Consider the following 12,363-nt stretch of genomic DNA (forward strand, 5'->3'; position numbering starts at 1 on the left):
TGACGGAGCGTGGCTAGTTTCATTCTTTGGCGGTTGCTGGCCACGCTCCTGCTGCTCTTCATCGTCTCGCTGCTCGTCTTCTGGGCCTGCGAGATCCTGCCCGGGGACGTCGCGCAGGTCGCGCTCGGTCAATATGCGACGCCCGAGAACGTGCGTGCGCTGCGGCTGGAAATGGGCCTCAACGAGCCGCCGCTACAACGCTATCTCGGCTGGCTCGCTGGCGCCGTGCAGGGCGACTGGGGCCGCTCGCTGGTGACCAAGTCGCCGGTCAGCGCGCTTCTCTCCGAGCGCGTGGCGAACACGGCCCTTCTGGCGGGCATCACCACGCTCGTTGCCGTGCCGCTCGCCATCGTCCTCGGTGTCGTGATGGCGATGTGGAACGGGCGCGCGCTCGACCGTGGCGCCTCGGTCGTCATCCTGGCGCTGTCGGCCACGCCCGAGTTCCTGCTGGCGACGCTTCTCGTGCTGCTCTTCGCTGTCAATCTCGGCTGGCTGCCGGCGGTGGCCTATCTCAGCACCGGTTCCGGCTTCGGCCAGACGGCGCGCGCGCTGCTGCTGCCGACCGCGAGCCTCGTCGTCATCGTCACCGCACAGATCGCGCGGATGACGCGGGCCATCCTCGGCAACATCCTGACCCAGCCTTATATCGAGATGGCGATCCTCAAGGGCGTGCCCGGCCGCCGCGTCGTGGCGCGTCATGCCCTGCGCAATGCGGTCGGGCCGATCGCAAACGTTGTCGCGCTCAACACGGCCTATCTGGTCAGCGGCATCGTCGTCGTCGAGACCATCTTCGCCTATCCGGGCCTCGCCCGGCTGATGATCGATTCAGTGCAGTCGCGCGACCTGCCGGTGGTCCAGGCCTGCGCCATGATCTTCTGCGCCACCTATGTCCTGCTGATCCTGCTGGCCGACGTGATGGCGCGCCTCTTCGATCCGCGCTCCCTGCCGCAACGCCCGATGGACGCGATATGACTGGCGTCTCCGCTCCCCGGCGCCTGTCGCCGACGCTGGTCTTCAGCACCGCGCTGCTGGCGGTCTTCGTGCTGATCGCGCTTGTCTCGCTCGTCGTCCTGCCGCAGGACCCGTTCGACTTCATCACCGACGAACCCTTCCGGCCTCCGGCTGCCGGCATGTGGCTGGGCTCCGACTATCTCGGCCGGGACGTGCTCTCGCGCCTGATGGACGGGACGCGCATCACCCTGTTCATGGCGTTGAGCGCGACGCTGCTCGCCCATCTCATCGGCGATACGCTGGGCCTGCTGGCGGCCACGCGCGGCGGCTTTGTCGACACGGTTCTGAGCCGCATTGTCGATGTCATCCTGGCCCTGCCGAAGATCATCGTCGGCCTCGTGGTCGTGGCGGCGCTGGGCTCGTCCGTCTCGGTTATCATCGGCATCGCGGCGGTGGTCTACTCGGCTGGGGTCTTCCGGATCGCGCGCGCTCTCGGCAACGATCTCAAGGAGATGGACTACATCAAGCTGGCCCGCTCGCGCGGCGAGGGCATGGGCTGGATCCTGTTCGGCGAGATGCTGCCGCATGTGGTGCGGCCGCTCGCCACGGATTTCGCCATCCGCGCCAGCTTCGCGATCCTGTTCATGAGCAGCCTGAGCTTCGTCGGCCTGGGAGTGCAGCCGCCGATGGCCGATTGGGGCGGCATGGCGCGCGAAAATCTCGGCGGGCTTTCGACCAATCCGCTGGCGGCCGTCGGTCCCGCGATCGCCATCGCGCTGGTCTCGATCTCCCTCAATCTGCTCGTCGACGCGCTCGACGGCGATGCGCGGCATTGAGGCGGCCATGAACAACGCTGTCGCGAGCGACATCATCCTCACGGTCGACAATCTCTCAATCGCCACGACGATGGGAACGACAGTTCTCGACGGCGTCTCGCTGCGGGTCTGCCGTGGCGAGGTGCTGGCGCTGATTGGCGCCTCGGGCTCTGGCAAGACGACGCTGGCGCTGGCCGCGCTCGGCCATCTGCGGCCGGGCCTCGCGGTGGCGGGCGGGACGCTGCATCTCGACGGCGTCGAGATGCTCACCGCCCCCCAACCCGTGCTGAACCGCATGCGCGGCCGCACGGCGGCCTATATCGCGCAAAGCGCGGCGGCGGCCTTCAACCCGCGCATCCGGCTCGGCGACCAGGTGATCGAGTCGGCGCTGCTGCATCGCAGCCAGGCGCCGAAGCAGGCGCAGGCGCGGGCGCGGGAGCTGTTCCGCTACATCAGCCTGCCGACGCCGGACCGGATCGGCACCCGCTTTCCCTACCAGGTCTCGGGCGGGCAGCTGCAGCGCTTCATGATCGCGATGGGGATGCAGGAGGAGCCGCTGCTGCTGGTCTGCGACGAGCCGACCAGCGCGCTCGACGTCACCACGCAGGTCGAGGTCATGCGCCTGCTGAAACAGGTCATCGCCGACAATGATACGGCCGCCCTGTTCGTCAGCCATGATCTCGCCGTCGTCGCGCAGATCGCGACGCGCATCGCCGTGATGCGGGCCGGGCGCATCGTCGAGGTCGGCGAGACCCGGCAGATCATCGAGGCGCCGCGCGAGGACTATACGCGCGAGCTCATCGCTGCCTGCCAGCATCTCTCGCTCGGCGCCCTGGCGCAGCGGCCGGCCCGCCCGGCGACGGGCGCCGGCCCGGCTTTGTCGGTCGCGGGCCTCAATGCCGGCTACGGCAAGGTCAGCGACGGCAAGCCGCAGATCGCGACGCTGCACGGCGTCGACCTCGCGGTCGGGAAGGGCGAGATCGTCGCGGTGATCGGCGAGTCCGGCTCGGGCAAGACGACGCTGGCGCGGGTCATCGCCGGCCTGCATGCGCCAGCATCCGGGACCGTCGCGCTGAACGGGAAAGCGCTCGCCGGGCTCGACGCGCAGCGGACCGGCGCCGAGCGCCGCCGGATCCAGCTCGCGGTGCAGATGGCCGACACAGCGCTCAACCCGAAACATCGATTGCGCCGCATCCTCGGGCGCGTGCTGACCTTCTTCCACGGGCTGAAAGGGGAGGCGGCCGAGGCGCGCATGCGCGAGCTTTTGGCGATGGTCAGTCTGCCCGAGCACTATCTCGACCGCTATCCGACCGAGATTTCGGGAGGCGAGAAGCAGCGCGTCAATCTCGCCCGCGCTCTGGCCGCCGAACCCGAGATCCTTATCTGCGACGAGATCACCTCGGCGCTGGACACCATCGTCGCCGGGCAGATCATCGCGCTGGTGAAGCGCCTGCGCGACGAGCTCGGCCTCACCATCATCTTCATCAGCCATGATCTCGCGACCGTGGCCTCGATCGCCGACCGCGTCACTGTGCTGCGCCATGGCCGCGTCGTCGAGGCTGGCGAAAGCGCCGCCGTGCTGAGCGCGCCGTCGGACCCCTATACGCGCCTGCTCGTCGCTTCCGTGCCGGAGCTGCGGCAGGGCTGGCTGGAAGATGCGGCGGCGATGCGCGCGACGCTCGCCACCGAGCTCGAAACCTCGCGGCCCGGCGCCGCCTGAGCCATGGCAAAGCGGAGATAACCCGATGCGCGGTCCTCTCTCGGAACTCGACGGACGCTCCTTCGACGTCGTTGTGATCGGCGGCGGGGTCGTCGGCGCCAGCGCCGCCCAGCACATCGCCGCAGGTGGGCGCACCACGCTGCTGGTCGACCAGGGTGATTTCGGCTCGGGCACGTCGAGCCGCTCGAGCCGGCTGCTCTATTCCGGCCTGGCCTATTTCTCGCCCGACTACGCGCTGTGGCGCTTCGCCTATCGACCGAAGGACCTGCTCCAGCGGGTGCGGATGGCACGGCTGTCCATGCAATGCCGCACCGAGCTCGCCAGCACCATGCCGGAGCGTGTCAGCCGGCACACCTTCTTCTTCCCGGTCTTCGAGGGCGGCGACTATCCGGGCTGGAAGGTCGATCTCGGCTATCGCGCACTCGGCCTGTTCGGGTCCTCGAAGGTGCCGCTGTCCTATCGGCGCCTGCCGGCTGCGAAAGCTGCAGAGCAGTTCGGGCTGGTCGGGCTGATGGATCGCTCGCGCCTGACCAGCGTCGCCGTCTTCGACGAATACCAGTACCAGTGGGCGGAGCGGATCTGCCTCGACACCATGCTCGACGCCGAGCGCTGCGGCGCGACCATCCGCAACTACACGACCGCGACCCGGCTCGATCCGCTGCCTGGCGGCGGCTGGCGGGTGACGCTGGAGGATGCCGCTTCGCCAGGCGCAACAGTGACGGTCGAGGCCGGCACGCTGGTCAATACCGCTGGCCCCTGGGCCGACCGCCTGCTGCGCAAGACCTCCGGGCCGGTGCCGCAGAAGAAGCATCTCGTCGGCATCAAGGGGGTGAACCTCCTCGTCAAGCTGCCGGACTCCTGCCGGGGCACGGGCTTCGAGATGATCAGCAGCATCGGCCAGCCCTTCTACTGCATGCCCTGGGGCGACCATCACTTCTTCGGCCCGACCGAGACCATCTTCGAGGATGAGCCGGGCGCGGTGCGGGTGCTGCCGGAGGAGGCGGATTTCATCATCGCCGAGGCCAACAGGGCCCTGCCTTCGTTGAACCTGACGACCAGCGACATCGTCTATCGCTGGGCTGGCGTGCGCCCGCGCACGACGAGCGAAACGGCTTCGGGGGTCAAATCCCTCACCATTCACGACATGGCCGCCGAGGGCATGCCGGGCGCTCTCACCGTGACCGGCTGCCCGATCATGACCCATCGCCATGCCGGGCGCATGATCGCCGCGCGCGTCGCGCAAATGGGCAAGGCCACCGGCACTCCGGCGCCGTTGTCCTACGCGGCTAAACCCATGCCTGGCGACGGACCGCTGTCGCCCGAGCGCCTGCGCCAAGCCGCCGAGCACGAGCATGTCGAGACGCTGGTCGATCTGCTGTTCCGCCGGGTCCCGGTCGGCTGGGCACCGGAAATGGGCTTGGGCGATGCACGGCAAGCGGCCGAGACCGTCGCCGATCTTCTCGGTTGGGACGAGGCGCGGATCGGCCACGAGGTCGACGCCTATCGTCGCTTCACGGCCGAGAATTTCGCGCCGCGCGCGCTGCAGGCGCAGGCCGGTTCGGCCGAGGCCGTCGCCTGATGCGCATGATCGAAGCCGCGACCGTGCATCGCCTGCTCGACTGGCCCGGCGCCGTCGAGGCGATGCGGCTCGGCCATCTCAGGGACAAGCCGAAGATCGCGCGCCTCGCGCTCGACCAACCGCGCGAGGGCGGCCACCCGGACATGCTGCTTGCCGTGCCGGCCTGGCAGGCGGGCGAGGCGCTCGGCATCAAGGTCGTGACCTCGTTTCCCCGCAATGTCGAAGCTTTCGGGCTGCCGACCGTCGACGCGCTCTACCTCGTCTTCGATCCGCAGACCGGCAAGGCGCAGGCCGTGATCGACGGCGAGGCGCTGATCTTCCGCAAGACGGCCTCCGACAGCGCGCTCGGCGCTAGCTTCCTCGCGCCGCCGACGGCTGAGACGATGCTGATGGTCGGCGCCGGTGCTCTCGCGCCCTATGTCATCGACGCGATGCTGACTGTACGCCCCTCGCTGAAGCGCATCCTGATCTGGAATCGGACGCCCGAGCGGGCTCGGGTGCTGGCGGAGACGTTGCGGGCGGCCGGCAAGCCGGCCGAGCCCTGTCCCGATCTCGATACCGAGCTGCCTACGGCCGATATCGTCATCGCCGCGACCATGGCCGAGCGGCCGCTGGTCAAGGGCGATCTGGTCGCGCCCGGCGCCCATGTCGGCCTGATCGGCTCCTTCACGCCGGAGATGCGGGAGGGCGACGATGCGTTGCTGTGCCGCGCCGCCATCTTCGTCGACGACTATGCCTGTCTCGAGCGGTCCGGCGAGTTCATCGAGCCACTGCGTACGGGCGTGATCTCCCGCGACGACGTCCGCGGCGATCTGTTCGCGCTCTGCCGCGGCGACATTACGGTCCAGCCCGGCGAGCGCCCGACACTCTTCAAGAACGGTGGCGCCGGCCATCTCGACCTTTTCCTCGCCAGCCATCTGCTGGGGCGTCTTGCCTCGGCCGATCAACGCTGAGCTGCCCTTTCACCGCTCAACAACGAGCCCGCCCATGTCCTCCGATCCGCTGCTGCAACCGCTGACGATCAAGCATCTGACGCTCAAGAACCGCATCATGAGCACCAGCCACGCCATCAGCTATGGCGAGGACGCGATGCCCAAGGAGCGCTACCAGCTCTACCATGAGGAGAAGGCGAGGGGCGGGATCGGCCTGACCATGTTCGGCGGCTCCTCCAATGTCTCGCCCGATTCTGGCTCGGTCTTCGGCCAACTCAGCGTCGGCGACGACCGCATCGTCCCGCATTTCCGCGAATTCTCGGAGCGGGTGCATCGCCATGGCGCGGCGCTGATGTGCCAGATCACCCATCTCGGCGGCCGCAGCCATTGGCGCTCGGACAACTGGCTGCCGACCGTGTCGCCGTCGCGCTATCGCGAGCCCTCGCATCGCGGCTTCACCAAGGAGATGGACCGGCACGACATCGCGCGCATCGTGCGCCAGTTCGGCGATGCCGCCTGGCGCTGCCGGGAAGGCGGGCTCGACGGCTGCGAAGTCCATGTCCACGGCCATCTCGTCGGCCAGTTCTGGAACCCGATGGTCAACCACCGCAGCGACGAGTTCGGCGGCTCGCTCGAAAACCGCGCTCGCTTCGGCCTGATGGTGTTCGAGGAAATCCGTCGGCGCGTCGGTGATGATTTTCTCGTTGGGGTCCGCATGGCCGTCGGCGAGGGCCACGAGGAGGGCATGTCGGGCGCCGAATATCTCGAGATGGCCAAGCTGCTCGAGCGTTCCAGCCTGATCGACTTCTTCAACCTCACCTTCGGCCGCATCGATACCGAGGTCGGTCTCGCCGACTATATGCCGGGAATGCATGTCGGGCTGTCGCCGCAGCTCGCGCCGGTGGCGGCGGTGAAGAAGCAGCTGTCCCTGCCGGTCTTCCATGCCGCCCGGATCACCGATCTGGCGACGGCGCGCTATGCCGTTCAGGAGGGATTGGTCTCGCTCGTGGGCATGACCCGCGCTCATATCGCCGACCCGCATATCGTCAACAAGCTCATGCGCGGCGAGGAGGAGAGCATTCGTCCCTGTGTCGGCGCGACCTATTGCTCATGGCAGCGGCGCTGCATCCACAACGTCTCGATCGGGCGCGAGGCGACGCTGCCGCATCTCATCGCCAAGGCGCCGGCCAGGCGCCGTATCGTCATCGTCGGCGCGGGGCCGGGGGGATTGGAAGCGGCGCGCATCTGCGCCGAACGCGGCCATGAGGTGATCGTGCACGAGGCCGCCTCGCAGGCCGGCGGGCAGCTCCTGCTCGCCGCGCGCATCCCGCGCCGGCGCGATCTCATCGGCATCGTCGACTGGCGCGTAGCCGAGGCCGAGCGGCTCGGCGTCGTCTTCCACTACAACAGCTATGCCGACCGCGAGACGATCGAGGCGGAAAACCCCGATGTCGTGATCATCGCGACGGGTGGCCTGCCCGACAAGATGGAGGACGAGGTCGCGGGTGCCGATCTCGCCGAGACGGTATGGGAGATGCTGGAGACGCCGCGCGCCTCGCAGGGCACCGTGCTGCTCTATGACGGGCTCGGCACCATCACCGGCGCGGCCAGCGCCGAGATGCTGGCAGAGCAGGGCGCCCAGCTTGTCTACGTCACGCCCGACAAGCAGGCTGGCATCGAGACCAGCTATCTCGACCGCCCCTTCATCATGCGCCAGCTCTACCGCGCCGGAACCGCGCTCCATCCCGACCGGCGCCTGAAGCGGATCGCGCGCAACGGCAACCGCATCGAGGCGACCTTCGTCAACGAATACACCGAGGTCGAGGAGACGATGTCCTGCGACCGCATGGTCATCGAGCGTGGCACGATCCCGATGGACGAACTCTATCACGAGATGCGCTCGGGCGCCGTCAATGACGGGGTGACCGATCTCGACGCGCTCGTCGCGGGCGGGCGGCAGGAGCTCTCGCTCAATCCCGAGGGCCGCTACGAGCTGCACCGCATCGGCGACGCGATATCCTCGCGCGATATCCATGCCGCGATGCTCGACGCGATGCGGCTCTGCAAGGACATCTGAGAGCCGCGTTCCGCCGCCGGGCAGGCCCGGCGCGGCCGGTCAACCGGGCCATCATTCCCACTGGCGAAGGCGACATGAAGATCACATCGGCGCGCATCTACCTGATCGAGAGCGGCGGCATCCGCCCGGTCATCCTGGAGCTGACGACGGATGAGGGCATCGTCGGGCTCGGCGAGGCCTGCATCGCCTATGGGATCGGTGGCACAGCCTCGGCTGGGATGCTGAAGGACATCATCGAGCGCTACATGATGGGCGGGATCGATCCGTTCCGGATCGAGGCGCTATGGACCGAGATCTACGACCACGGTTTCTGGGCCAAGGGCGGCGGCCCGATCGTCTATGCGGCGATGAGCGCGATCGAACAGGCGATGCTCGACATCAAGGCCCGCAGCCTGAACATCCCGGTCTACGAGCTTCTCGGCGGGCGCGTGCACGACCGCCTGCGGACCTATTGCAACGGCTGGTATTTCGGCTGCACGCAGGACAGCCAGTTGCCCGCCGCGGCAGAGAAGGCTGTCGCCGATGGCTACGACGCGCTGAAATTCTATCCCTTCGTCACGATTCTGCCCGAGGGGCGGCTGCGCCACCCGTCCTACCGCGCCGCCAGCGACCGCAGCGTCGTCAAGCGCGCCGTCACGACGGTGGGCGAGATTCGCCGCGCCGTCGGGCCCGATGTCGAGATCATGCTCGATCTCTCGGCCGGGTTGACGCCGGACGACACCATCCGCTTCTGCCGTGCAGTCGAGGACCTCGACATCACCTATGTCGAGGAGCCGGCGGTGCCTGGCGATGTCGGCGCCTTGGTGAAGATCGCGAAGGGCATCTCGCAGCGCATCGCGGTGGGCGAGCGTGTCTACTCGCGCTACGGCTTCCGCGACATCCTCGAAAGCCGCGCCGTCGACATCCTGCAGCCGGATATCGGCAATACCGGCGGCCTGCTCGAGGCCCGCAAGATCGCAGCGATGGCCGAGGCCTACGGCATGAAGGTGCAGCCCCATATCTGCGCCAGCGCGCTGTCGACTGCGGTCGGCATGCATTTCAGCGCGTCGATCCCGAATTTTTACATTCAGGAGCATTTCCCCTACTGGGCGCGCATTCCCGGCCATGTCGAGGTGCTGGAGAATCCGATCGAGGCGTCGGTGAAGGGCGGCATCATTCCCGTCAGCGATGCCGCAGGCTTCGGAGTCGAGCTGCGCCGCAACGCGCTGGGCAATTCGGTCTATGGCGAATTCATGCTGTCATGACGGCAGCGAACAGGTAGACCACGCCAAGGCAAGAGAAGGATCGACATGTTCATCGCGCTGAAAATCAAAGCGAAATCCGTCTATCATGGCTATGACGAAGAGGGAAAACTCATCATCGAACCGGTCGGCTCGACGGATTTCGTCGAGAAGCTCATCAAGATCGACCGGATCCTGTCCGTCACCGAAGACTACATCTTCATCGAGTGCCCGCACGATACGGTGCAGACCTGGGAGTACGAGGGGTCGCTCAGCGACATCAAGAACAAGCTGAGGCCGATCAACGCTCTTGTCTGATCCTCGAAGCCTTGCACCTTCGGGCAGCACGCAGCCTGCAAACCATCGCGCGTCGGTGCTAGAGCCGGATGACTTCAGCCGGTTCCCGCTTTTTCGCATCTTGCTCTAATGGATTGAATTCGACCGTCGGCGCGCGCGATGATTGGGCGCGCCGCCAACGGGGCCGATTTGATGAACTTGCTGTATTTCTCCGCCTTTCGAGCCGTCATGCTTACCGGCACGGTCAGCGCGGCGGCCGAACTCCTTGGGCGGAGCCAACCGGCAGTCAGCCGCCTGCTGGACAAGCTTGAAAGCGAGCTCGGGGTCACGCTGTTCGAGCGGCGACGCGGCTTGGTGACGCCCACCTCGGTCGCTCAGTTGCTTCTCGACGAGATCGAGCGAGCCTATGTTTCTCTCGATTCCCTGAAGAGCTTCGCGGCTCGGGTCGCCGAGGGCGAGAGCAGGCGCATCGACACGGCGATCATGCCTGCTCTCGGCCTGGGGTTCGTACCCCGTCTCCTCGGAAAGTTCCGCGAGGAATGGCCCAACACCAAGATTCTCCTCAATGTGACGCTGTCCGTGAAGGTCGAGGAATGGGCAGCCTCGCAGCAGATCGACTTCGGCCTCGCGGAAACACCGTTCCGCCGATCCGGCTTCCGTATCGAGACTTTCAGCGATAGCCCATACATCGCGGCGGTTCCCGCTCATCACCCGCTCGCTGACAGCAGCCAAATCGGACCGGCGGATCTCGTCGATGTCGCCTTCATTTCCTTGGCGGCCCTCACCACCGCTGGACAGCTTGTTGCGCAGGCGTTCCGCTCATGCGGCGTCAAGTACGACCCTGCCTACGAGACGACAGTCTCGTCGACCATGTACGAGATGGTGAAGAATGGCGTCGGCGTGGGGCTGATCGACCCCTATACCGCGATCAATGATTTGGACGACCGCGTCAGGTTGGTCCCTTTTCTCCCCGCCATACCGTTCAACGTCGCACTTCTGCGACCGGAATCGAGACCGGCAAACCGCGCGGCGGAGGCGTTGCTGGAACTCATGGCTGCCGAACGCGACATGCTGATGAAGCGGCTGCCCCGGTAGCACCGCTCCGGCCCTACCGGCCCCGCCGCGAGATCGCTCGGGTATGCAAACTTCGCATAACGATCGCCGATCATTCTATTTTGAACATTTCGAATTTGGCGATTTACTCGGCTCAGTGTTTGAACGAGCGCGGATTGAATGACGCCGAACCGAGCCCAACACGACCAGTTCGACGTCGTGATCGTTGGTGGCGGCATCAACGGCACGAGCGCGGCCAGGGAACTTTCGGCTTCCGGCTTTCGCGTATTGCTGGCGGAAAAGGCCGATCTCGCCAACGGCGCCTCCAGTCGTTCGTCGCGCATCCTCCACTGCGGGCTGCGCTATTTCGAGACCAGCCACCCGGTCAGGACGTTCGCTCGTTCGCCTCGACGGCTTTCTGGCGCCATCAAGATGGCGAAGGCCGCCATGGAAGCGCGCGAGGAACTGGTTCGGTTGCAGCCGGATCGTTGCAAGCCCTTCACGATGTGCTTTCCCCTTTATCGGGGCGACGAAATCCGCGGCTGGCATCTGGACATGGGGTTCGCGCTTCTGAAGCGCCTCGGGCCGCCAGATCCCCCGCTCGAATATCGGCGCATAAGCGCCGAGATCGACCGGGAACTGCCTTTCGCCATCGACTTGCGGGATCGACGGCAGCTGAGCTCGATCGCGACCTATCGCGAGTACATCATCGATTGGCCGGATCGGATCTGCGTCAACTTGGCTTTGGAAGCGGAGCGGAACGGTGCGGTCCTCAGGCTGTTCACGCGGGCGTCGCTTCGCGAGCGTTTGCCGAGCGGCGAGTGGACCGTAGAGCTTGCGGACAGGTCTGGGCGGGTTGAGCAGGTCTGCGCCAAGGTGGTGCTGAACTTGGCGGGTACGTGGATGGACGATCTCCTCCCTCCTGGGAAGGCGTCCAATACGCCGCTCGTCCGGGGCACCAAGGGGGCGCATATCGTGGTTCGGTTGCCGGACCGATATCGAGGCTTTGGTGTCGCGACGCTCCATCGCGGCGGCATGCCGTTCTACTGCCTGCCTCTCGACGGCGATCGCTTCTACTTTGGGCCCACTGAGACTCCCTATGATGGTGACGCAGATGAGGCGCGCGCCTCGGGCCAGGACATCGATTTCCTCCTCGGCGAAGCCAACTATCTCCTGCCGGGGCTGAAGCTGCAGCGCCGGGACGTGGAGTTCAGCTGGGCGGGCGTACGGCCGTTGACCTACGACCGCGACCAGCCGATGGGGCGTCGCACGCGCGAGATCCACGATCTTCGGAACAGGAACATGCCGGGCGTGCTCGCCATGACCGCGGGACCGGTCATGAGCTACGGGAGCGCCGGCCGGGAACTGCGGGACGCAGTGGCACGCCTGATAACCCCTTCTCGCCGACAGGCTCCAGCGACGATCATACCTGAACACGCCGCATCCGAAGGTATCGCCGAAGCAGATGCCCAGGAAAACGCATGGAGATCGGCCGTGCTGAAGGAGCATGCGCGGGATCTGCGCGGCATTCTGTACACGCGCACGGCGCGCGCATGGGGACGGCACCTCGATCGCGACTCCGTCGCGCACGCGGCGAACAGCGTCTCCGACCTGCTGGGATGGAGACCAGAACAGGCCGCCGCGCAGGTCGAGGAATTTCTCGAACACCAACGACGCGCATTCCCGACCGGGAGTGCAGCCTGAAGAACGTCCACGAGC

The 12,363-nt window shown here is 66.5% G+C and carries 10 protein-coding genes; all 10 read left to right on the plus strand.

Annotated features, from left to right (window positions below):
* The first annotated feature begins 9 nt into the window (after window positions 1-9).
* The 10 genes from ACTIF2_RS17255 (at window position 10) to ACTIF2_RS17300 (ending at window position 12,348) form a co-directional block, all read left to right on the plus strand.
* The gene (locus tag ACTIF2_RS17255; protein WP_439498330.1) at window positions 10-972 is read left to right on the plus strand and encodes an ABC transporter permease; all 963 of its coding nucleotides are present in this window, start codon (window positions 10-12) and stop codon (window positions 970-972) included.
* The gene (locus ACTIF2_RS17260) at window positions 969-1,787 is read left to right on the plus strand and encodes an ABC transporter permease (protein WP_439498331.1); all 819 of its coding nucleotides are present in this window, start codon (window positions 969-971) and stop codon (window positions 1,785-1,787) included. The genes ACTIF2_RS17255 and ACTIF2_RS17260 overlap by 4 nt, the downstream gene beginning before the upstream one ends.
* A 7-nt stretch (window positions 1,788-1,794) precedes the next feature.
* Window positions 1,795-3,486, plus strand: a complete 1,692-nt coding sequence (locus ACTIF2_RS17265; protein WP_439498332.1) for an ABC transporter ATP-binding protein — start codon at window positions 1,795-1,797, stop codon at window positions 3,484-3,486.
* A gap of 25 nt (window positions 3,487-3,511) precedes the next feature.
* Window positions 3,512-5,065: an FAD-dependent oxidoreductase gene (locus ACTIF2_RS17270; RefSeq protein ID WP_439498333.1), complete on the plus strand. Its 1,554-nt coding sequence runs from the start codon at window positions 3,512-3,514 to the stop codon at window positions 5,063-5,065.
* Window positions 5,065-6,018, plus strand: coding sequence for an ornithine cyclodeaminase family protein (locus ACTIF2_RS17275; protein WP_439498334.1), 954 nt, complete (start codon window positions 5,065-5,067; stop codon window positions 6,016-6,018). The genes ACTIF2_RS17270 and ACTIF2_RS17275 overlap by 1 nt, the downstream gene beginning before the upstream one ends.
* Window positions 6,019-6,052: 34 nt before the next feature.
* Window positions 6,053-8,074, plus strand: coding sequence for an oxidoreductase (locus ACTIF2_RS17280; RefSeq protein WP_439498335.1), 2,022 nt, complete (start codon window positions 6,053-6,055; stop codon window positions 8,072-8,074).
* Window positions 8,075-8,148: 74 nt separating this feature from the next.
* On the plus strand, window positions 8,149-9,318 hold the full coding sequence (locus ACTIF2_RS17285) for a mandelate racemase/muconate lactonizing enzyme family protein (protein WP_439498336.1): 1,170 nt from the start codon (window positions 8,149-8,151) through the stop codon (window positions 9,316-9,318).
* 45 nt (window positions 9,319-9,363) lie between these two features.
* Complete coding sequence (locus ACTIF2_RS17290; RefSeq protein ID WP_439498337.1) at window positions 9,364-9,612, plus strand: hypothetical protein; 249 nt, start codon at window positions 9,364-9,366, stop codon at window positions 9,610-9,612.
* 138 nt (window positions 9,613-9,750) lie between these two features.
* Window positions 9,751-10,686 (plus strand): LysR substrate-binding domain-containing protein, encoded by a 936-nt coding sequence (locus ACTIF2_RS17295; RefSeq protein ID WP_439498338.1) that lies wholly within the window; start codon window positions 9,751-9,753, stop codon window positions 10,684-10,686.
* 138 nt (window positions 10,687-10,824) lie between these two features.
* Window positions 10,825-12,348, plus strand: coding sequence for an FAD-dependent oxidoreductase (locus tag ACTIF2_RS17300; RefSeq protein ID WP_439498339.1), 1,524 nt, complete (start codon window positions 10,825-10,827; stop codon window positions 12,346-12,348).
* Window positions 12,349-12,363: the final 15 nt, after the last annotated feature.

This window comes from Allobosea sp., assembly GCF_051860145.1.
In the GTDB taxonomy this organism is placed as follows: domain Bacteria; phylum Pseudomonadota; class Alphaproteobacteria; order Rhizobiales; family Beijerinckiaceae; genus Allobosea.

Coding starts and splice junctions, on each gene's coding strand:
- ACTIF2_RS17260 (WP_439498331.1), top strand. CDS start 969: ATGACTGGCGTCTCCGCTCCCCGGCGCCTGTCGCCGACGCTGGTCTTC.
- ACTIF2_RS17265 (WP_439498332.1), top strand. CDS start 1,795: ATGAACAACGCTGTCGCGAGCGACATCATCCTCACGGTCGACAATCTC.
- ACTIF2_RS17270 (WP_439498333.1), top strand. CDS start 3,512: ATGCGCGGTCCTCTCTCGGAACTCGACGGACGCTCCTTCGACGTCGTT.
- ACTIF2_RS17275 (WP_439498334.1), top strand. CDS start 5,065: ATGCGCATGATCGAAGCCGCGACCGTGCATCGCCTGCTCGACTGGCCC.
- ACTIF2_RS17280 (WP_439498335.1), top strand. CDS start 6,053: ATGTCCTCCGATCCGCTGCTGCAACCGCTGACGATCAAGCATCTGACG.
- ACTIF2_RS17285 (WP_439498336.1), top strand. CDS start 8,149: ATGAAGATCACATCGGCGCGCATCTACCTGATCGAGAGCGGCGGCATC.
- ACTIF2_RS17290 (WP_439498337.1), top strand. CDS start 9,364: ATGTTCATCGCGCTGAAAATCAAAGCGAAATCCGTCTATCATGGCTAT.
- ACTIF2_RS17295 (WP_439498338.1), top strand. CDS start 9,751: ATGATTGGGCGCGCCGCCAACGGGGCCGATTTGATGAACTTGCTGTAT.
- ACTIF2_RS17300 (WP_439498339.1), top strand. CDS start 10,825: ATGACGCCGAACCGAGCCCAACACGACCAGTTCGACGTCGTGATCGTT.